This is a genomic window from Rhodobacteraceae bacterium M382 (genome assembly GCA_025141015.1).
In the GTDB taxonomy this organism is placed as follows: Bacteria; Pseudomonadota; Alphaproteobacteria; order Rhodobacterales; family Rhodobacteraceae; genus Aliisedimentitalea; species Aliisedimentitalea scapharcae.
This window is the reverse complement of record CP081098.1, coordinates 3335235-3355981: the sequence shown is the minus strand read 5'-3', so window position 1 is coordinate 3355981 and position 20747 is coordinate 3335235. Positions and strand designations below refer to the sequence as shown.

The 20747-nt window shown below is 61.0% G+C and carries 14 protein-coding genes; 6 read left to right on the top strand and 8 right to left on the bottom strand.

Annotated features, from left to right (window positions below):
• Positions 1-113: 113 nt before the first annotated feature.
• Genes K3727_15585 through xdhA form a run of 4 tightly spaced genes read right to left on the bottom strand, consistent with a single transcriptional unit; the run spans position 114 to position 6283 of the window.
• Positions 114-1631, bottom strand: a complete 1518-nt coding sequence (locus tag K3727_15585; protein UWQ90202.1) for an ABC transporter ATP-binding protein — start codon at positions 1629-1631, stop codon at positions 114-116.
• Positions 1628-2569, bottom strand: coding sequence for a xanthine dehydrogenase accessory protein XdhC (gene xdhC, locus K3727_15580; GenBank protein UWQ90201.1), 942 nt, complete (start codon positions 2567-2569; stop codon positions 1628-1630). Before xdhC ends, K3727_15585 begins: the two co-directional genes overlap by 4 nt.
• Positions 2559-4856: a xanthine dehydrogenase molybdopterin binding subunit gene (xdhB, locus tag K3727_15575; protein UWQ93405.1), complete on the bottom strand. Its 2298-nt coding sequence runs from the start codon at positions 4854-4856 to the stop codon at positions 2559-2561. Before xdhB ends, xdhC begins: the two co-directional genes overlap by 11 nt.
• Positions 4857-4876: 20 nt before the next feature.
• Positions 4877-6283 (bottom strand): xanthine dehydrogenase small subunit, encoded by a 1407-nt coding sequence (gene xdhA, locus K3727_15570; protein ID UWQ90200.1) that lies wholly within the window; start codon positions 6281-6283, stop codon positions 4877-4879.
• Between the two features lie 345 nt (positions 6284-6628).
• Here xdhA and dnaE point away from each other — a divergent pair, with 345 nt between their 5' ends.
• Complete coding sequence (gene dnaE / locus K3727_15565) at positions 6629-10144, top strand: DNA polymerase III subunit alpha (protein UWQ90199.1); 3516 nt, start codon at positions 6629-6631, stop codon at positions 10142-10144.
• A 224-nt stretch (positions 10145-10368) separates the two neighbouring features.
• Here dnaE and K3727_15560 read toward each other — a convergent pair whose 3' ends face one another.
• Together K3727_15560 and K3727_15555 are read right to left on the bottom strand one after the other, a co-directional pair.
• Complete coding sequence (locus tag K3727_15560) at positions 10369-11331, bottom strand: LysR family transcriptional regulator (protein UWQ90198.1); 963 nt, start codon at positions 11329-11331, stop codon at positions 10369-10371.
• On the bottom strand, positions 11315-11782 hold the full coding sequence (locus tag K3727_15555) for an Lrp/AsnC family transcriptional regulator (GenBank protein UWQ90197.1): 468 nt from the start codon (positions 11780-11782) through the stop codon (positions 11315-11317). The genes K3727_15560 and K3727_15555 overlap by 17 nt, the downstream gene beginning before the upstream one ends.
• A gap of 312 nt (positions 11783-12094) precedes the next feature.
• Here K3727_15555 and K3727_15550 point away from each other — a divergent pair, with 312 nt between their 5' ends.
• The 5 genes from K3727_15550 (at position 12095) to K3727_15530 (ending at position 18010) form a co-directional block, all read left to right on the top strand.
• A complete protein-coding gene (locus K3727_15550; GenBank protein ID UWQ90196.1) occupies positions 12095-13354 on the top strand; it encodes a 3-methyl-2-oxobutanoate dehydrogenase (2-methylpropanoyl-transferring) subunit alpha in 1260 nt (419 codons plus the stop codon).
• Position 13355: 1 nt separating this feature from the next.
• Complete coding sequence (locus tag K3727_15545) at positions 13356-14369, top strand: alpha-ketoacid dehydrogenase subunit beta (GenBank protein ID UWQ90195.1); 1014 nt, start codon at positions 13356-13358, stop codon at positions 14367-14369.
• A 3-nt stretch (positions 14370-14372) separates the two neighbouring features.
• On the top strand, positions 14373-15638 hold the full coding sequence (locus K3727_15540) for a 2-oxo acid dehydrogenase subunit E2 (protein UWQ90194.1): 1266 nt from the start codon (positions 14373-14375) through the stop codon (positions 15636-15638).
• A 1-nt stretch (position 15639) separates the two neighbouring features.
• A complete protein-coding gene (gene lpdA, locus K3727_15535) occupies positions 15640-17016 on the top strand; it encodes a dihydrolipoyl dehydrogenase (protein ID UWQ90193.1) in 1377 nt (458 codons plus the stop codon).
• 94 nt (positions 17017-17110) lie between these two features.
• Positions 17111-18010 carry a branched-chain amino acid aminotransferase gene (locus K3727_15530; GenBank protein ID UWQ90192.1) on the top strand — a complete coding sequence of 300 codons (900 nt, stop codon included), beginning with the start codon at positions 17111-17113 and terminating at the stop codon, positions 18008-18010.
• Between the two features lie 91 nt (positions 18011-18101).
• On the opposite strand, the gene K3727_15525 is transcribed toward K3727_15530, so the two are convergent.
• Both K3727_15525 and K3727_15520 read right to left on the bottom strand, forming a co-directional pair.
• A complete protein-coding gene (locus tag K3727_15525) occupies positions 18102-19247 on the bottom strand; it encodes an iron-containing alcohol dehydrogenase (protein ID UWQ90191.1) in 1146 nt (381 codons plus the stop codon).
• Positions 19248-19282: 35 nt separating this feature from the next.
• Complete coding sequence (locus tag K3727_15520) at positions 19283-20665, bottom strand: aldehyde dehydrogenase family protein (protein UWQ90190.1); 1383 nt, start codon at positions 20663-20665, stop codon at positions 19283-19285.
• Positions 20666-20747 lie beyond the last annotated feature (82 nt).

The following is a 20747-nucleotide window of genomic DNA, read 5'->3' as shown; positions in this document are numbered from 1 at the left end:
CTGTCGTTTTTCTTGTTCGGGCCCGTGGCCCGTATTTGGTTGACACTTTGGTTGATCAGGCGGTCGCTCAGACCGTATCTTGACCAGTGTCGGAATCTTTTCCTTAGCGGCTCTTAGACATGGGCCACCTCCATGCCGTGCGCACCACCCATCATCAGACCGATTTCATCGACGGTCAGTCCGGTGGTCGAACGCGGAGCGCTCAGGCGGCCTTCGTTCAGCGCGGCAAAGCTGTCGGCGATTTCCATCAGTTCGTCCAGATCCTGGCTGATACAGATGACGGCACAGCCCTTGGCGGCCAAATCCAGAAGCGACTGCCGGATCGACGCTGCGGCAGAGGCGTCAACGCCCCAGGTCGGCTGGTTTACGATCAGCACTTCGGGACGCTGCAACACTTCGCGACCAATCACGAATTTCTGCAGATTGCCGCCCGACAGCGACCGCGCCGAATTGGCGGGGCCAGGGGTGCGGACGTCAAAATCGGCGATGATTTTTTCTGCGAACACCTGTGCCGCAGCCCAATTCAGGAACCCGTTGGTCTCCAGATTTTCGCGCACCGATCCGGTCAGCATCGCATTTTCTGTCAGGCTCATATCCGGCGCGGCCGCATGGCCCAGACGTTCTTCGGGAGCAGCCAGCACACCCAGCTTGCGCCGTTCGGTTGGCCCCGTTCGCCCGATGGGACCGCCGTGCAGCTTGACCGCGTCGGCCTCTGTCAGGGTTTCGCCCGACAGCACCATCAGCAATTCATCCTGCCCATTGCCAGCCACGCCACCAATGCCCAGAATTTCGCCCTTGCGCACTGTCATATGCACGTTCTTCAGCGCAGTGCCAAAGGCCGAAGGTGAGGGAACCGACAGACCAGAAATATCCATGGCCACGTCGCCAAAGTCACGCCCGCCCCGTTCCGGGGTCTGCAATGCCGTGCCCACCATCAGCTCGGCCATGTCCCGGGCCGAGGTTTCCGACGGGGTGCATTCGCCCACATTCTTGCCCAGTCGCAAAATGGTGGCGTGGTCACACAGGGTGCGGATCTCCTCCAGCTTGTGGCTGATATACAGGATCGAGGTGCCTTCGGAGCGCAGTTTCTGCAAGGTCTGGAACAGGATGTCGACCTCTTGTGGGGTCAACACGGATGTCGGTTCGTCCATGATCAACAGTTTGGGATCCTGGAGCAGACAGCGAATGATTTCCACCCGCTGGCGTTCACCGGCAGACAGGTCACCCACCGTGCGAAACGGGTCCAGCGGCAGCCCATAGGTTTCCGACACTTCGCGGATCCGGGCGGCAAGATCGCGCATATGGGGTGGGTTCTCCATCCCCAACGCGATGTTTTCGGCCACGTTCAGCGCGTCGAACAGCGAAAAATGCTGGAACACCATGGCGATGCCGTCGGCACGGGCCTGGCGGGGTTCGGCGGGGGCATAGGGTTGCCCGCGCAGCTCCATCACGCCGCTGTCGGGTTTGACCAGACCATAGATCATCTTGACCAGTGTCGATTTACCGGCACCGTTTTCTCCCAACAGCGCGTGGACTTCGCCGGCACCGATGTCAAAGGAAACAGTGTCATTTGCGACCACACCGGGATAGGCCTTGGTCAGCCCTTTCAGGCTTAGCAGGGGAGTATTCACGCGTGGCTCTCCTTTTTCATTTGGACGTGCAGGGCGGGACGCAACATCTGCGCAGCCACGCCGATGGCGATTTGCTGTGGGTGCTTGCCCAGGGACGGGTCCCCGATCGGGCAGGTGAGTGTGTCAACGGTCATCGGGCAGTGACCCAATGCCGCCAGACGCGACCGGAAACGCGCCCATTTGGTTTTGGACCCGATTACACCCGCAAATGAGAACCCTCTGAGCAACGCCTGATGGCATAGCTCCAGATCCAGGGCATGGGAATAGGTCAGGATCAAATGTTCCGCATTTTCAGGGGCATGGCGCATCAATGCCGCAGGCTGAACGGCGGGCAATGATGTGACGCCGGCCGGGATTTTGTCGGGGAACCGCTCTGGGCCGGTGTCGATCCAGGTGACGGACAGATCTGGCATCGGGGCCAGAACATCAACCACGGCGCGGCCCACATGTCCCGCACCCCAGACCCACACGGGGCGGGTGGGTTTATGTACGGGTTCCACCATCCAACCATCAATCAACTGTGGTTCGGGCGGCAGCCCCGACCCGCGCGCGACGTTCAACAAACGCTGTACAGACAGCGGGATGTCGGTTGTGCCGGTGGTCGTTGGTCGGACAATCATTTCCTGGTCCAGGGCCGCGACCCGCGTGACATCGTAGATCTCGCTCAGCAGCACCACAGCCCCGCCACAGCATTGACCCAGATCCGGCCCCAAGGCATGACGGCTCAATACAGTCGGTTGTGTCTGTCGGCGTGCGGTTTCGGCCGCTTCGAACTCTAACGCACCGCCACCGATCGTACCGGATTGCCCGCTGTCCCAGACCAACATCGCCGCGCCGACTTCGCGGGGGGAGGACCCGCGAATGTCGGCGATCACCACGCGGGTGACCTGGCCATGCTCGACCACGGCGGTCTGCAAATCGCTCAGATCAAATCCCATCACGCACCCTCCGAATGGCGCGCCAGACCTCTTCGCCGGTGCCGGGTGCGTCCATCGCTGGATAGGCGTCGCCAAAGGCCGCAACAGCCGCGCTTTGGGCCAGCCAGGCAGAAATCCCCAGCATAAAGGGCGGCTCGCCCACGGCTTTGGAGCGATAGATGGTGTTTTCGCGGTTTTCCCCGTCATATAGCGCCACGTTGAACACGTCAGGGCGATCCGAACAGGCGGGGATCTTGTAGGTGCTGGGGGCATGGGTGCGCAGCGCGCCCCGGTCGTCCCACACCAGTTCCTCGGTGGTCAGCCAGCCAGCGCCCTGAACATAGGCCCCTTCGACCTGGCCGATGTCCAGCGCCGGGTTCAGCGAGGCCCCCGCATCATGCAGAATGTCTGTGCGCAGAATGCGGTTTTCTCCGGTCTGACGGTCGACAACCACTTCGGTCACAGACGCCCCGTAGGAAAAGTAGAAGAACGGCCGCCCGCGTCCCTGGATGCGGTCCCACTCCAGCTTGGGTGTTTTGTAGAACCCGGTGGCCGACAGGCTGATCCGACCCTGATAGGCAAGGCTTGCCGCCTCATCAAAGCTGATGAGCTCATCGCCGATATGGACGGTGCCGTCCTCGAACCGGATCTGCGCCACTGCGGTCTGATAGCGTTCGGCCAGAAAGTTGGCCATTCGGTCGCGGATCGTGTCACAGGCGGCCTGGACGGCCATGCCGTTCAGGTCCGATCCCGAAGAGGCGGCCGTGGCCGAAGTATTGGGCACTTTGGCGGTGTCCGTGGCGGTAATCTTTACCTTGTCCAGCGGGATGCCAAAGCGGCTGGCGGCGACCTGGGCCACCTTCTGGAACAGGCCCTGACCCATTTCGGTGCCCCCATGGTTCAGATGCACCGACCCGTCCTGATAGACGTGCACCAAAGCGCCGGCCTGGTTCAGATGAGTGAGGGTAAAGGAAATCCCGAATTTCACCGGCGAAAAGGCAATGCCACGGGCAAACCGGTCCTGACCGGCGTTCCATGCTGCAATGTCGGCCTTGCGGGCGGCATAATCGCTGCTCTCCAACAGTTGCGCAGTGATCGCGTGCAGTTCGAAATCCTCGACCCGTTGGCCATAGGGCGTGGTGTTGTCGGGCCCGGCCTGATCCGGTGCCGCATAATAGTTGCGCTGGCGTAGCTCTACCGGATCAACGCCCAGATCATGGGCGATGTGATCCATCACCCGTTCGATCCCGACCATCCCCTGTGGCCCGCCAAAGCCGCGATAGGCGGTGGCGCTTTGCAGGTTGGTCTTCAGTCGGTGGCTTTCGATCCGCATTGCGGGGATCAGATAGGCATTGTCCGAATGCAGCATGGCGCGGTCGGCCACGGGCAGCGACAGATCCTGAGCCCAGCCGCAGTTGACCAGATGCAGGAATTCGACACCCTGAACCCGTCCGTCGTCGTCAAACCCGGCGCGATAGGTAATGCGAAAGGCATGGCGTTTGCCGGTGATGGTCATGTCGTCGTCGCGATCATAACGCATCTTGCAGGGCTGACCGGTCAGACGGGCTGCGATGGCGCAGGATACGGCCAGCGCATTGCCCTGGCTTTCCTTGCCGCCAAACCCCCCGCCCATGCGCCGGGTTTCGACGCGCACGGCATGCATCGGCACGCCGATGCCTTCGGCCACTTTGTGCTGGATCTCGGTCGGGTGCTGGGTCGAGGAATGCACCAGCATGTCGCCGCCTTCCTGCGGCAGCGCCAATGCGGCCTGACCTTCGAGATAGAAATGTTCCTGACCGCCCAGCTCGAACTGTCCTTCAACCACACGCGGCGCGGCGTCGATGGCGGCGGCGGCGTCACCTTTTTCATAGATGCGCGGGCCTTCTTCAAACCGAGAGTCTGCGGCCAGTGCCTGATCCAGCGTCAGCAGGGCGTCCTGTTCTTGATAGTCGATCTGCCCCTTGCGTGCCGCAACCCGGGCAGCGCGATGGCTGGTTGCCACGACCAGGAACACCGGCTGGCCCAGATGGTTGACCGTACCGTCCGACAGCAGCGGTTCATCATGGGCCGAAGGCGACACGTCATTGGCAAAGGGCAGGTCATCGGCGGTCAGGACAGCGACCACTCCGGGGCTGGATCGAACAGCGTCCAGGTCCATCGCGGTAATGGTGCCCTTGGCGATGGGGGAGAGGCCAAAAGCCAGATGCAGACACCCGCGCGGCGTGGGGATGTCATCCACGTATCGCGCGGTGCCGGTCACATGCAGCTTTGCGGCATCATGGGGCAGCGGTTTCGCGACTTGGCCCATGTTCGTCTTTGACAGAACGTTCATACCGCGACCTCCAGAACGGACGCCAGATCGCCGTTCATCTCGGCAAAATAGCGGGCCAACATGTTGCGGGCTGTTTCCAGCCGGTATTCAGCCGAGGCCCGCATGTCGCTCATCGGTGTATAATCCTTGTCAAATTCGGCCTGAGCGGTGGCGATCGTCTCTGCTGTCCAGGGCTGGCCGACCAGCGCCTGTTCCACATGGGTGGCCCGCTTCGGAGTGCCGGCCATGCCGCCAAAGGCGATGCGGGCCGCGGTTATGGTTGCGTTTTCAACGATGATGTTGAATGCGCCGAGCACGGCCGAAATGTCCTGATCAAAGCGCTTGGAGAGTTTGTAGGTTTTCAGCACATCGACCTGACGCGGGATGCTGACTGCGGTCACGAATTCACCCGGCGCGCGGTCCTGTTTGCCATAGTCGATAAAGAAATCTTCGAGCGGCAAGCTGCGCGCGGTCTCTCCCTTGCGCAGATGCAGTGTCGCCCCCAAGGCGATCAGCGCAGGCGGGTTGTCCCCGATAGGAGAGCCATTGGCGATATTACCGCCGACGGTGGCCGCATTGCGAACCTGAACGCTGGCATAGCGACGGATCATTTCCCCATAAGAGGGGTGCAGCGGTTCGATCACGTCACGCATCTGGTTCATATTCACCATGGCACCAAAGGTGATGGTGTCATCGGTGGCGTCAATCGCTTTGAGATCGTCACAGCCACTGAGGAAAATCACCGGGTTCAGATCGCGCAGCTGTTTGGTGACCCAAAGACCCACATCCGTTGCGCCGGCGACCAGCGTGGCGTCGGGGTGTTGGGCATAGGCCTGGGCCAAGTCATCGGCGTTGCGTGGGGTATAGAGGGGTGATGGGGGCTCTGCCCCCCGGCTTGCAGCCTCCCCCCGGAGTTTTTCTGGCAAGATGAAGGAGCTGTCGTCCTGGATCCATGTTGGGACCGGGGCGTTTTCTGTGGCTTTGGCGGCCCGGATAATCGGGGCGTAGCCCGTGCAGCGGCACAGGTTGCCGGCCAATTGGGTGTCATGGTCGGTGGTGCCATTCGCGTGGCTGGCGACCATCGACATCACAAAACCGGGCGTGCAGAACCCGCATTGGCTGCCGTGCAGGTCGATCATGGCGGTCTGGGCAGGGTGCAGGTCGCCGTCTGGCCCGGCTGCGCCTTCGACGGTGCGCACCGCCTTGCCGTTCAGCTGTGGCAGAAACAGAATGCACGCGTTCAGGGCCTTGGCACCGTCCTGATCGGTGATCATGACGGTGCAGGCACCGCAGTCGCCTTCGTTGCAGCCTTCCTTGGTGCCGGTCAGGCCGCGGTCCTCGCGCAGCCAATCCAGCAGCGTGGCCGTCGGATCGGGATCCGTCAGCTCTACTCTCTCTCCGTTCAGAAGAAAGGTGATTGTCATGTGTGTGACCCGTCGCGTTACCCCGTTGCGCCCTTGTGATGCTCTCCTTCGATGCGACGTAGAAGACAGAGCGGGCATTTGATTGAGATCAAAGTAGAAAGACCGGCGGGGATCTGGCAAGGAAAAGTCGCTCTGCGGTGCAGTAATTTGCCAAAAATCAGATAAAAGCTGCACAGAAGAGGCGTTGGTTTGTCTTTTGGTACCAAAAGGTTAACGTTGTATGGGATATGGGTGGGCATTAAGCACTTTCAAACAGATCCGAATAATGCACGCGTATTCTTTTTCGATGTGCAGGGGTAAGGAAGCGCTTTCCTCTGCTGGCCGGGCCGGGTTAATCTGTCGATCATGACCAGCTCTCCCCGATTCATTCACCTGCGCACCCACACCGAATACTCGCTGCTTGAAGGCGCGGTTCGGCTCAAGAAACTACCGGATCTGTGCAAGCAGGCCGAAATGCCGGCCATTGCGGTGACCGACACCAACAACATGTTTGCGGCACTGGAGTTTTCTGTCTCGCTCAGCGGGGCGGGTATCCAGCCCATTCTGGGGTGCCAGGTGGATGTGACATTCCAGCAGCCGGAACCGGGGGGGAAGCCGAAGCAGCCTGCACCGATGGTGTTGCTGGCGCAGAGCGAGGCCGGGTATGAGAACCTGATGAAACTGTCGTCCTGTCTGTATGTGGACAAGGGCGGGCAGCTGCCGCAGGTCACGCTGGAGGAACTGGACGACCGATCCGCAGGGTTGATCTGTCTGACTGGGGGGCCGAATGGCCCTGTGGGCAAGCTGTTGCAACAGGGTCAACGCCCCGCAGCCGAAGACCTGATGCAGCGCCTGAAAGCCATGTTCCCTGATCGATTGTATGTGGAATTGCAGCGCCATCCGGGCGAGGGTGGTCAGCCGGAGGCCGAACGCCTGACTGAACGCGGCCATGTCGAGATGGCCTATGCCATGGATCTGCCGCTGGTGGCGACCAATGACGTCTATTTTCCAGCCGAAAAGATGTACGAGGCGCATGACGCGCTGATCTGTATTTCCGAAGGCGCCTATGTGGACCAGCAGGAAGGCCGCCGCCGCCTGACGCCACAGCATTATTTCAAGACCCAGCAGGAAATGGTCACCCTGTTTGCCGATCTGCCCGAGGCAATCGAGAATACGGTGGAAATTGCCAAACGCTGCGCCTTTATGGCCTATCGCCGGGATCCGATCCTGCCCAAGTTTGCGGATGATGAGGTCGCCGAGTTGCGCCGCATCGCCAATGAGGGGCTGCAAAAGCGTCTGGCCGTCATTCCCCATGCGGTGAGCGTCGAAGAGTACCAGAAGCGCCTGGATTTTGAGCTGGATATCATCGAAGGCATGGGGTTCCCGGGGTACTTTCTGATCGTTGCGGACTTTATCCAATGGGGCAAGGATCAGAATATTCCGGTGGGACCTGGTCGGGGGTCGGGGGCGGGCAGCCTGGTGGCCTATGCGCTGACCATCACCGATCTGGATCCTTTGCGGTACAGCCTGCTGTTCGAACGGTTCCTGAACCCCGAACGGGTGTCGATGCCCGACTTTGACATCGACTTTTGCATGGATCGCCGCGAAGAGGTGATCAAATACGTGCAGCAGAAATATGGCCGCGACAAGGTCGGCCAGATCATTACCTTTGGTGCGCTGCTGTCCAAGGCGGCGGTGCGCGACATTGGCCGGGTGCTGCAGATGCCCTATGGTCAGGTCGATCGCCTGTCCAAGATGATCCCGGTCGAAGGTGTCAAACCCGTCAGCATCGAAAAGGCGTTGCAGGACGAACCGCGTTTGCGCGAAGAGGCCCAGAACGAAGAGGTTGTGGATCGGCTGTTGACCTATGGCCAACAGGTCGAAGGGTTGTTGCGCAACGCGTCGACCCATGCCGCCGGGGTTGTGATCGGTGATCGTCCGCTGGACGCGTTGGTGCCGCTGTATCAGGATCCCAAATCCGACATGCCCGCGACCCAGTTCAACATGAAATGGGTGGAACAGGCCGGGTTGGTCAAATTCGACTTTCTGGGGTTGAAAACCCTGACCGTCATTCAGAATGCTGTCGATCTGATCCGCCATTCGGGTCGCGATCTGCATATCGCCGAAGACGGGACCGAGCTGTACGATCCGCCCGAAGGCGCGGTGAACGAAATCAACGCCATCCCGCTGGACGACGAAGCGTCGTACAAGCTGTATTCCTCGGCCAAGACGGTCGCCGTGTTCCAGGTGGAATCCACCGGGATGATGGATGCGCTGAAACGGATGAAACCCACCTGTATCGAGGACATCGTGGCGTTGGTGGCGCTGTATCGTCCCGGCCCGATGGAGAACATTCCGACCTATTGCGAGGTGAAAAACGGCCTCAAGGAGATCACCTCGGTCCATCCGCTGATCGATCACATCCTGGAAGAGACCCAGGGCATCATCGTCTATCAGGAACAGGTGATGCAGATCGCCCAGGTGATGGCGGGCTATAGTCTCGGCGGCGCTGATCTGCTGCGCCGGGCGATGGGGAAAAAGATCAAAGAGGCGATGGACGCCGAACGGCCCAAATTCGAAAAGGGTGCCGCCGAAAACGGCGTACCTGCGAAAAAGGCGTCCGAGGTTTTTGACCTGCTCGAGAAATTTGCCAACTACGGGTTCAACAAATCCCACGCGGCGGCCTATGCCGTGGTCAGCTATCAGACCGCCTGGCTCAAGGCCAACCACCCGGTTGAATTCATGGCTGGTGTGATGAATTGCGATATCCACCTGACGGACAAGTTGGCGATTTATTTCGAAGAGGTCCGCAAGGGGTTGAGCCTGAAATATGTGCCACCCTGCGTGAACAGGTCGCTGGCGACGTTCAATGTGGTGGACGGAGAGCTGGTTTATGCGCTGGGCGCACTGAAGAACGTGGGCCTTGAGGCGATGAACCTGATCGTGCAGGGCCGCCGGGATGAAGGCCACGACCGCCCCTTTGCCACGCTTTTTGATTTGGCGCGGCGGGTGGACCTGAAAAAAGTCGGCAAACGACCGCTGGAAATGCTGGCCCGGGCCGGGGGCTTTGACCAGCTTGACCCGAACCGACGTCGGGTGTTCGAGAGCCTGGATGGGCTGGTCAATTATTCGGCGGCGATCTTTGAACAGAAGAATTCGAACCAGGTATCGCTGTTTGGCGAAGCGGGGGATGACCTGCCTGAACCGCGGTTCGCTCCGGTGCCCGACTGGTTGCCGGCCGAACGGCTGGGCGAAGAGTTCAAGGCCATCGGCTTTTATCTGTCCGGCCATCCGCTGGACGATTATATGGTGGCGCTGCGGCGCAAAAAGGTGCTGACCCTGGACGAAGTGATGGTCAAAGCCGAACGCGGAGGGCCAATTCTGGTCAAGCTGGCGGGGGTGGTTGCCGGGCGGCAGGAACGCAAATCGGCGCGTGGCAATCGGTTTGCCTTTGCCCAATTGTCCGATACCACCGGTGCCTACGAAGTGACGCTGTTTTCCGAGGCATTGGAGAAATGCCGCGACTATCTGGAAACCGGAGCCAAGGTCGTGGTGACGGCCGAGGCGACGATGGAATCCGATCAACTGAAACTGTTGGCGCGCTCTGTGGGCCCGGTGGATGCGGTGACCGCGGATGCGGGGACGTCAAACCTCAAGATCTATATCTCGGACGCGCAGGCGATCCCGACCGTTGCGCGGGTTCTGCAGGACGCAGCCCAATCCGCGTCGCGCAGCGCACGGGGCGAGGTGTTCATGATGCTGCAGGATCCGGGTCTGCCCGGAGATGTCGAGATGGAGCTGGGGTCAAGATTCCCGATCAACCCGCAGATCAAGGGCGCGATCAAATCGCTGGATGGGGTGCTGGAGGTGGAAGAGGTCTGACAGATCAAAGCGGACCGAGCTGGACATCGCCCTCCTGCTCGTGACCGTCACGGTGAATCTGCGGATCGGATCACAGCTTTGCCCCGTCGCGGCGATCACGGGCGGCGATGCCAGTTGCATTTTATGCGCATCGCTCCTGTTTCTTTCTGGTCAAAAATACCTCGGGGGAGTCGCGCAGCGCGCGACGGGGGCAGCGCCCCCGGTCTTGTGAGGCATGGCCGTGCTCACAGCATTCGGAAACTGTCGCACAGCCAGGGGTGGTCATCGGTCAACGGGCGTACCACGTTGCGCTCGAGCAAGGACCGCAGCGCAGCACCGACCATGGTCGCCATCGGTTCGGAACATTCGGGCGAGGAAAAAAGGGAAATGTAACGGGCGAATCCTTTGCCTGGAAACGGGTGCAGGCGGACCTGTCCCTGGAACCGTTTGGCGCGCATGTAGCACAACGGCGTTGTGATCGCCCAACCGGCCCCGGCGGCAATCATTGCCATGATGGTCTGGTTGCTCTCGATTTCAAAGCGTTGCGGGTGCGACAGGCGCAGGCGACGCAGATGGGCTTCGATCTGACCACTGACGATCTGGCCGGTGCTATAGCGCAGCAGGGGCAGGTCGGTGTCCCCGGCCAGCGTCGCCTCTGGGGTGGCGGGGTATCCGACGGGCAACGCCAATACAAAAGGATCGCGCAGCATCTGGCTTTCCTGCAGGTCGCTCACCGTTTCGACCGGGCGCGAGGCCAGACCGATGTCAATGCGCCTGTTGCGCAGCAGGTGCAAGATGTCATGGCTGGGGCGGGTGAAATGTGAAAAGTCACAGAACGGCATTGTTTCGGCCAATTGCACGGCCAGCTGCGGGGCGATGTCGCTGTCGAAATCTTCGATCAACCCCAGCCGAAGGGACCGTACGCCGATCGTATCCCCTGCCACGGCCTCGGACCGGGCCTTGCGGATCAGGCGCAGCGCCTCTTCGACATATTTCAGAAACACGGCCCCCTGCGGCGTCAGCACCATGGGGCGGCGTTTGTGGTCCAACAGGGCGACACCCACCTGCGCTTCTAGAGATTTCAGGTGGTGCGACACGGTGCTGATCGACAGCCCCGATTCAACCGCCACCGCCTGAACCGACCCAAGGCGCGCCACCAGCTGGAACACCTCCAGCGCCTTGAGGCTAGGGTCAGCCGTGCGGGACATAGGACATTTCGTTCTTGAAACACCGTAACGAGAAAATCGACCGGGAATGGCGAATGCCCGAGATCCGATACAGTTTGTTTTTCAGGAACTCCTCGTAGCCGCGGGTGCCGCTGACCGCGATCTTGATGAACAGGTCAAATTCGCCAGATGTTACATGCATCTCCAGCACCTCGGGCAGTTCGGCGAGAGTCTGGCCGATCTGTTCCAGCTGATAGCCTTCGTTGCGTTCCAGAGTAATTTCCACCAGCACGATTTCGGGCACTCCCATCAGTTCCTGATTGAGCCGTGCGTGATAGCCCGCAATGATGCCTGCTTCTTCCAATCGGCGCACCCGCTGCCAGCACTGGCTGGGAGACAGGCCGACGGTTTCAGCCAATTGGGTGTTGGGCTGACGTCCATCCTCCATCAGGGCACGCAGGATCTTGCGATCCATTTCAGTAATTGTGGTCATGTCGGGTCCAGAGAATTCATCACGATGGGGTATCTCCAAAACAATATTCATCTTGTCGTGTCACGGGCAAACCATTTGTCGGTCCTGGTGCCAGGATGCAAGGAATATATAGGGGTGTGCGTGATTTTGGAAAACAAAAATCTGTAACGGTGGAAATTTCAGAAGATAATTTTGAATAAACTAAAATATATCCAAACTATCAACGCCAATTTTGCCAATACTCAGGATATTCTGCTTTCAGCAATTTCATTGCGCTGGTTCTGATGCCCGCGGGCCTACCGGGGGACTGGCGCCCGCCCCTTTGCGGGGCGCATGACCGACAAGGAGACAGGCATGACCCCACGCAAGGTCAAATTGACGTTCCCAAAACCGCCGACCCGCCCCGGAGATGAGCCGGATTTTTCCGGTATCGATATCCCCCAGGCGGGGCTTTTGGATGTGCCGTCGCTGGACATGGACGCGCGATCATCGCGCGATTATGCTAATGGGTTGATCCGCGTGCTGGACGATGATGGCAATGCCGTAGGTCCCTGGGCCGACTATCTGGGCGATGACTGTGGTGATCTGCTGTTGCAGGGGCTGCGCGACATGATGACCATGCGGGCCATCGATAAACGGATGCACACCGCGCAGCGCCAGGGCAAGACCTCGTTTTACATGCAATGTACCGGAGAGGAGGCCGTGGGCTGCGCCTTTCAGCGACAGATGCAGCCGGGGGACATGAATTTCCCGACTTATCGTCAGCAGACCCTGTTGGTTGCCAATGACTATCCGCTGGAAATGCTGTTCGGTCAGTATTACTCAAACGACCTCGACCCGTTGCGCGGCCGCCAGCTGCCGGTGCTGCATTCGGCGCGAGATTTTGGCTTTTTCACCGTTTCTGGGAATCTGGGCACGCAGTACGTGCAGGCGGTGGGATGGGCCATGGCCAATGCGCTCAGCGGTGATGGCAAGATCGCAACCGCCTGGATTGGTGACGGGGCCACGGCGTCGAACGATTACCACGGGGCGCTGCTGATGGCGTCTGTCTATCAGCCGCCGGTGATCCTGAATGTGGTTAACAACCAATGGGCCATTTCCACCTATACCGGTGTGGCATCGGGCGCGGCGCGCACCTATGCGGCGCGGATGCGGGGGTATGGCATTCCGTCGCTGCGCGTGGATGGGAATGACTATCTGGCCGTGGCGGCGGTGTCGCGCTGGGCCCGGGATCGGCTGGCCAATGGGTTTGGCCCCGTCGGGATCGAATGGTTCACCTATCGGTTCGGGGCGCATTCATCCTCCGATGATCCGTCGGCCTATCGTCCGCGCGATGATGGGTCGGCCTGGCCGCTGGGCGATCCGATCGAGCGACTGAAAACCCACCTGATCACGCGCGGGCTGTGGTCCGAAGAGCGTCACGTCCAAGTGCAGGCACAGATCCTGGAAGAGGTCACCGCCGAACAAAAACGGGTTGAGGCCCATGGCACATTGGTCAACCCGGTGCCGATGTCGCCCGCCGAGATATTCAACGATGTCTACGCCGAACTACCCGACCACCTGCGGCGGCAGCGTCAGGAAATGGGGTACTGAGATGGCTGTGATGACAATGATCGAAGCGCTGCGCGACGCCATGGATGTCATGTTGGCGCGCGACCCGCGGGTGTTGGTGTTTGGCGAGGACGTGGGGTATTTTGGCGGCGTGTTCCGCTGTACGGCCGGGCTGCAGGAGAAATTCGGCGAAGAGCGGGTGTTTGACACCCCAATCAGCGAAAGCGCCATCGTTGGCGTCGCCATCGGCATGGCCGCGCATGGGCGCAAGCCCTGTGTCGAAGTGCAGTTCGCCGATTACATGTACCCGGCCTATGACCAGATCACCCAGGAAGCCGCCCGCATTCGGCATCGGTCGAATGGGCAGTTCACCTGTCCGCTGGTCATCCGTATGCCGACGGGGGGCGGCATCTATGGCGGTCAGACCCACAGCCAAAGTCCAGAGGCGTTGTTTACCCATGTGGCAGGCCTGAAGACCGTGATGCCGTCGAACCCGCATGATGCCAAGGGGCTGTTGATCGCGTCGATCGAGGACCCGGACCCGGTGATCTTTCTGGAACCCAAGCGGCTGTACAACGGTCCGTTTTATGGCGATCACAGCGGCAAATCTCTGAGCTGGTCCAGCCATGAACGCGGCGATGTTCCAGATGGATATTACAAGACCGAATTGGGCAAGGCGCGTGTCTGTCGCGCGGGCGCGGATGTCACGATCCTGGCCTATGGCACCATGGTCTTTGTCGCGGAACAGGCTGTGCAAAACACCGGTGTTGATGCCGAAGTGATCGACCTGCGCTCGCTCCTGCCGCTGGATCTGGAGACCATCAAGACGTCGGTCGAAAAGACTGGCCGCTGCATTATCGTGCATGAAGCAACCCGGACCTCTGGTTTCGGGGCCGAATTGATCTCCGAAGTGCAGGAGGCCTGTTTCTGGCATCTGGAGGCACCGATTGAACGGGTCTGTGGTTGGGATGCGCCGTACCCGCACGCGCAGGAATGGGATTACTTCCCCGGCCCCGACCGCATTGAACGCGCGCTGCGCAAGGTTTTGGAGGTCTGAGCCATGCAGGAACTGGATATTAAACTGCCGGATGTTGGTGAAGGCGTGACCGAAGCCGAGCTGGTGGAATGGCACGTGAAACCCGGTGATCTGGTGCGCGAGGATGATATCCTGGCCGCCGTGATGACCGACAAGGCGACGGTTGAGATCCCCTCGCTTTATGACGGCAAAGTCACCTGGACCGGAGGCGAGATCGGCGACACGGTGGCCGTGGGGTCTGTGTTGGTGCGCATCGAAACCGAAGGCGAAGCGGTGCCGGATGTGTTTGAACAGGCCGCACCGGTGGCCGATCCGGACCCGGCACCGGCGGGTGAAAAGGCACCAGAGCCCGCACCAAAGCCAGAGCCCGAGGTTGCGCCGGTTGTGATCCCTCAGGTTATTGCGCCGCGTGTGGAACATGCGGATGTTCTGGCCTCGCCAGCTGTGCGCAAACGGGCGCGCGACGCCGGGATTGATTTGCGCCAGATACGGGGTACGGGACCGGGCGGACGCATCGGGCATGGTGATCTGGACGCCATGTTCCAAAGCGCACAGGCCCCGGCCGCGCCGATAGACTCGCCGGTTCGTAAACCGGAGGTGGAGGAGATCAAGGTCGTGGGGCTGCGCCGCAAGATTGCAGACCGTATGGCGTTGGCCAACAGCCGCATTCCCCATATCACCGTGGTCGAGGAGGTGGATGTCACAGGCGTCGAGGATCTGCGCGCCACGATGAACAAGGATCGCGGGGACAAGCCCAAGCTGACCATGCTGCCCTTTGTCTGCGCGGCGCTGGCGCGCGCGGTGCGGGATCATCCTGAGATGAACGCCCATTTTGATGACAATGCGGGTATCATCCGTCGACATCGCGCACTGCATGTCGGCATTGCGACGATGACCGACAATGGCCTGATCGTCCCGGTGCTGCGCGACGCCGAAACCCGCGGGATGTTTGACACAGCCAGCGAAATTGCCCGCCTGTCCGAAGCTGCCAGAACCGGCAAGGCAGTGCGCGAGGAATTGACCGGATCAACGCTCACCATCACGTCTCTGGGCCCGTTGGGTGCCATTGTCACCACACCGATTATCAACCACCCCGAGGTGGCCATTGTTGGCATCAACAAAATGGCCATGCGCCCGCAGTGGGACGGCACCCAATTCGTGCCGCGCAAGATGATGAACATCTCGTGCAGCTTTGACCACCGGGTGATCGACGGGTGGGACGCGGCGGTGTTCGTGAACCGGATAAAAACCCTGCTGGAAACCCCGGCGCTGATTTTTGTGGAGGAGTGAAATGCAACACCTCTCCTGCAAGCTCCTGATCATTGGTGCCGGACCGGGCGGCTATGTTTGCGGCATTCGTGCCGGGCAACTGGGCATTGATACCGTGGTTGTTGAAGGGGGCTCTCCTGGGGGCACGTGCCTGAATGTGGGGTGTATCCCGTCCAAGGCACTGATCCATGCAGCCCAGGAATTTGATACCGTCAAACACGCCGGCAGTGAGAATGCTCTGGGCATCAGCGCGGGATCCGCAACCATTGACCTGGGCAAAACGGTCGATTGGAAGAACAGCGTGGTGGCCAAGCTGACGGGCGGGGTCGCGGGGCTGTTGAAGAAATCCGGCGTCAGGGTGGTCCAGGGCTATGCCCAGATTCGCGACGGCAAATCGGTGGTCGTGGATACGGACAAAGGCCCGCTGCTGATCCGTTGTCAACATTTGGTGCTGGCCACCGGATCGGCACCGGTTGAACTGCCCTTTTTGCCATTTGGCGATCGGGTGATTTCTTCGACCGAGGCGTTGGATCTGCGTGCCGTGCCCAATCATCTGGCCGTGATTGGCGCGGGTTACATCGGGCTCGAAATCGGCATGGCCATGGCGAAGCTTGGGGCGCGGGTCACATTGGTCGAAGCCGAACGCAATATCCTGTCGCAATATGATGCGCCCCTGACCCGCCCCGTGATGGCCCGACTACAGGATCTAGGCATCCAGGTGCGTCTGGAGGCGCGGGCACAGGGGATGACCGACACCGGGAATCTGTTGGTCGAAACCCCAGAAGGATCCGAAGAGATCCCCGCCGACAAGGTTCTGGTGACTGTCGGTCGACGTCCGGTCCTGGACGGCTTTGGCGTCGAGGATCTGGGACTGGATCGCGACGGCCCATTCCTGCGCATCAACGACATATGTGCCACCTCGATGCGCGACGTCTATGCCATCGGCGACATCACCGGCGAACCGATGCTGGCGCACCGGGCGATGGCGCAGGGCACATTGGTTGCCGAACATCTGGCCGGGCATCGGGTGCGGTGGGACAAGCGCGCCATTCCGGCAGTGTGTTTCACGGACCCGGAGATCGTCACTGTCGGACAGGGACCATCCCAGGTCAAAGGAGCCAAAGTGTCGCTGTTCCCGTTCCAGGCCAATGGTCGTGCGCTCACCATGGAGCGATCCGATGGGTTTGTGCGCATTGTTTCGGACCCCGCTACGGGGCTAGTTCTGGGTATGCAGGCTGTGGGGCAAGGTGTCTCGGAGATGGCCGGGGAATTTGGGCTTGCCATCGAGATGGCGGCAACCCTGGCCGATATCGCCGGCACCATTCACGCCCATCCCACCCTGGGGGAAACCACGCAAGAGGCCGCACTGATGGGGTTGGGTGCCGCGCTGCATATCTAGCGGTGCCCCGTTTTCCGACACGGAAAACGGCTCGGAATTCGTATCGAATTCCGGTTTCGCCAGGATCGAACGGATTGAAAGGAGAACCAGAGCGATGGCTATCGGAGGACGTATTCTCACCTGGTGGGAGGGGGCCTGGCGCGCGGGCAATATCCCGGTCATTCGGGCCGCGGACCATGTGGCCTGGCTGGGGACACAGGTGTTTGATGGAGCGCGACTGTTTGACGGGGTGATGCCTGATCTCAACTTGCATTGTGCCCGGTTGATCCGTTCGGCTCACGCATTGGGGATGCAAACCGCGATTACGGGGGCGGAGATCGAAACCATTGTGCGCGACGGGGTGGCCCGCTATCCGGCAGGAGCCGAGCTCTACATCCGACCGATGATGTGGGCCTGCGACGGCTCGGCTGGTCTGATCGACCTGGATCCGGCTTCGACCGCCTTTGCGATTTGTATCGAAGAGCTGGCAATGCCCCCAATCGAAGGGTTTTCGTTGACGGTCGCCCCCTTTTGCCGCCCGCGTCAGGACATGGCCCTGACCGAGGCCAAGGCCGGATCACTGTATCCCAACAATGGTCGCATCATGGCCTGGGCGCGTGCACGTGGTTTCAACAATGCCTTGTCGCTGGATGTCGACGGGCATGTTGCGGAAACCGCCTCGACCAATGTGTTTTTGGTCCGTGACGGGAGGGTGTCGACCCCGGTGCCCAACGGGTGTTTCCTCAATGGTTTGACCCGTCAACGGGTGATCGGCCTTTTGCGGGACGATGGGGTCGAGGTATGCGAAGACCGCCTGACGGTTGCGGATTTTGAGACCGCGGATGAAATATTCTGCACCGGAAATATCGCCAAGGTTATGCCTGTTAGCCGATTTCAGAACCGGGAACTGGGGATCGGTCCGGTGACCCGAAAGGCGCGCCAGCTGTATCTTGAGTTTGCCCATGAAACAGGGGGGCAGGCAACTGGGGGCTACAATCTGGCCAAAGCCGGTTAGCTTTGTGTTGTTGTGTGGTTTTTTGGGCTTTTCTGGGTGTATTTTTTGGGCGGTGCGGCTTGGTGCGCCGCCCTTTGATTTTGGGGGTGTTTCAGATTGATTGATTGAAGAGCTGCGTGAGGTTTTGTTGGGTGAGTGTGACGGGGTTTCCGCCGCATGAGGGGTCTGTGAGCGCGCCTGCGACGAGGTCTGGGATTGCGTCTGCTGTGACGCCGAGCTCGGTGAGTTTGCGGGGGATGGCGAGGCTGTCGTTGAAGGTCTGGACAAAGGTGCAAAACCCGTCAAAGCCGCCGGTGATGCCCAGATAGGCGGCGGCCTGATCAAACCGGTCGGCGATTTCGGGTGCGTTCAGCGCCAGCACGGCGGGCATGCAGACCGCATTTGTGGTGCCGTGGTGGGTGTTGAACATGGCGCCGACGGGGTGGCTCATGGCGTGGATGGCCCCGAGACCCTTCATGAAGGCGGTGGCCCCCATGGCGGCGGCCGACATCATCTGGGCGCGGGCCTCCAGATCGGTGCCGTCCGTATAGGCGCGCGGCAGATATTCCTTGACCAGGCGCATGCCTTCGAGCGCGATGCCCTGGGACATCGGGTGGTAATGGGGGCTGGAGAACGCCTCGACGCAATGGGCGAAGGCATCGAGCCCGGTGCCTGCGGTGATGGCCCTGGGCATGCCCACGGTCAGCTCGGGGTCGCAGATGACGACTTCGGGCAGCACCTTGGGGTGAAAGATGATCTTCTTGGCGTGGGTCACCGAATTGGTGATGACGCTGGCGCGGCCGACTTCGGATCCGGTGCCTGCGGTGGTGGGCACGGCCACGATGGGCGCGATGGCGTCCGCATCGGCGCGGGTCCACCAATCGTCCACATCCTCGAACTCCCACACGGGCCGGGTTTGGCCGGCCATAAAGGCAACCATCTTGCCCAGGTCCAGCCCCGAGCCGCCGCCAAAGGCGATGACGCCATCGTGGCCCCCGGCGTTATAGGCGGCAACCCCTGCGGCCAGGTTGATCTCGTTGGGATTGGGGTCGACCTCGGCAAACAGACCCCGGCCCAGACCGGCGGCCTCCAGGATGTCCAGGGTGGCTTTGGTGATCGGCAGATCGGCCAGGCCGCGGTCGGTGACCAGCAGGGGGCGTGTCATGCCGGTGGCGGCGCAGGCGGCGGGGAGTTCGCTGATCCGGCCAGCGCCGAATTTGATGTTGGTCGGATAGGACCAGTTTCCAACGAGAGACATGTTCGTTCTTCCTTCAGACAGGGTCAGGGCGGCTCTCAGCCGGTGACTTTCTTGAGATGGTAGGATTTGGGCCGGGTCAGATTGTGATAGCCGATGATGGAGAGCCCACCGCCGCGCCCGGTGTTCTTGCAGCCGGTCCAGCACAGGCCGGGGTCCAGGTAATCGGCGCGGTTCAGGAACACGGTGCCGGTCTCGATGCGATCGCCGACCGCTGCGGCGCGGTCCACATCCGCCGTCCACAGCGATGCGGTCAGGCCAAAGTCGCTGTCGTTCATCAGGGCGATGGCCTCCTGGTCACCGGACACCTTCATGATGCCCACCACGGGCCCAAAGCTCTCGTCGCGCATCACCGCCATGTCATGGGTCACGCCGGTCAGGATCTGCGGCGTCAGATAGGCCGCACCATCATCGGCCACCATCGGCGCGATATGGGCGGTTGCACCGGCGGCCACGGCGGCGTCGATCTGGGCGCGCACCTCGGCGGCGAACCGGACATTGGCCATCGGCCCCAGGGTGGTGTCCGGGTCCAGCGGATTGCCCAGGGTATAGCCGCTGACGATCTCCACGGCCTTCTCGACAAAGGCGTCATAAAGGCTCTCATGCACGTAAATCCGCTCGATCCCGCAACAGCACTGACCGGCGTTGAACATCGCCCCATCGATCAGCGTGTCGACGGCGGCGTCCAGATCGGCATCCTCCATCACGTATCCCGGGTCCTTGCCGCCCAGCTCGGTGCTGACGCCGGTGAAGGTCCCGGCGGCGGCGCGTTCCATCGCCTGGCCACCGCCGACCGAGCCGGTGAAATTGACAAAATCGAACGCCCGGCGCGCGATCAGCTCGGATGTGGTGTCATGATCCAGAAACACGTTCTGGAACACGTCCTGCGGCACGCCCGCATCATGGAACGCCGCGGCCATGCGTTCGCCCACCAACAGGGTCTGGGTGGCGTGTTTCAACACCACGGTATTGCCGGCAATCAGCGCCGGGGCCACGGTGTTGATGGCGGTCATATAGGGATAGTTCCAGGGTGCGACGACCAGCACCACCCCATGGGGAATCCGTTTGATATACCGTTTGAATGTCGCGTCCTCGCCCACGGCGATATCAGCCAGCGCCTCCGCCGCAATCGACGCCATATGGCTGGCGCGCTCGTTGAAACCGCCAAATTCACCACCATACCGAATGGGCCGCCCCATCATATGGGCCAGCTCGGGCACGATGGCATCATTCATCGCGCCCACCGCCGCGACCCCGGCCATCACCAATTCGACCCGCTCGGCCAACGGCCGCGCCGCCCAGGCGGCTTGCGCATCCCGTGCCCGCGCCGCCACCGCAACAGCCGCCTCGCGCGACAGCACTGTGCGTTCGGCAAACACCGATCCGTCAATCGGGGAAATACACGTCAATGTCTGGCCCATGCCCTCAACTCCACATCTCGGATCAGGGGCACGCGCCCCTGCTTCTTTCTGGTCAAAAATACCTCGGGGGTCTGGGGGCAGC

Excerpts from the sequence above, each read along its gene's own strand:
- K3727_15540 (UWQ90194.1), top strand. The coding sequence starts at position 14,373 with ATGCAGGAACTGGATATTAAACTGCCGGATGTTGGTGAAGGCGTGACC.
- K3727_15560 (UWQ90198.1), bottom strand. The coding sequence starts at position 11,331 with ATGTCCCGCACGGCTGACCCTAGCCTCAAGGCGCTGGAGGTGTTCCAG.
- K3727_15550 (UWQ90196.1), top strand. The coding sequence starts at position 12,095 with ATGACCGACAAGGAGACAGGCATGACCCCACGCAAGGTCAAATTGACG.
- K3727_15525 (UWQ90191.1), bottom strand. The coding sequence starts at position 19,247 with ATGTCTCTCGTTGGAAACTGGTCCTATCCGACCAACATCAAATTCGGC.
- K3727_15545 (UWQ90195.1), top strand. The coding sequence starts at position 13,356 with ATGGCTGTGATGACAATGATCGAAGCGCTGCGCGACGCCATGGATGTC.
- xdhA (UWQ90200.1), bottom strand. The coding sequence starts at position 6,283 with ATGACAATCACCTTTCTTCTGAACGGAGAGAGAGTAGAGCTGACGGAT.
- xdhB (UWQ93405.1), bottom strand. The coding sequence starts at position 4,856 with ATGGGCCAAGTCGCGAAACCGCTGCCCCATGATGCCGCAAAGCTGCAT.
- K3727_15530 (UWQ90192.1), top strand. The coding sequence starts at position 17,111 with ATGGCTATCGGAGGACGTATTCTCACCTGGTGGGAGGGGGCCTGGCGC.
- lpdA (UWQ90193.1), top strand. The coding sequence starts at position 15,640 with ATGCAACACCTCTCCTGCAAGCTCCTGATCATTGGTGCCGGACCGGGC.
- xdhC (UWQ90201.1), bottom strand. The coding sequence starts at position 2,569 with ATGGGATTTGATCTGAGCGATTTGCAGACCGCCGTGGTCGAGCATGGC.
- K3727_15520 (UWQ90190.1), bottom strand. The coding sequence starts at position 20,665 with ATGGGCCAGACATTGACGTGTATTTCCCCGATTGACGGATCGGTGTTT.
- dnaE (UWQ90199.1), top strand. The coding sequence starts at position 6,629 with ATGACCAGCTCTCCCCGATTCATTCACCTGCGCACCCACACCGAATAC.
- K3727_15555 (UWQ90197.1), bottom strand. The coding sequence starts at position 11,782 with ATGACCACAATTACTGAAATGGATCGCAAGATCCTGCGTGCCCTGATG.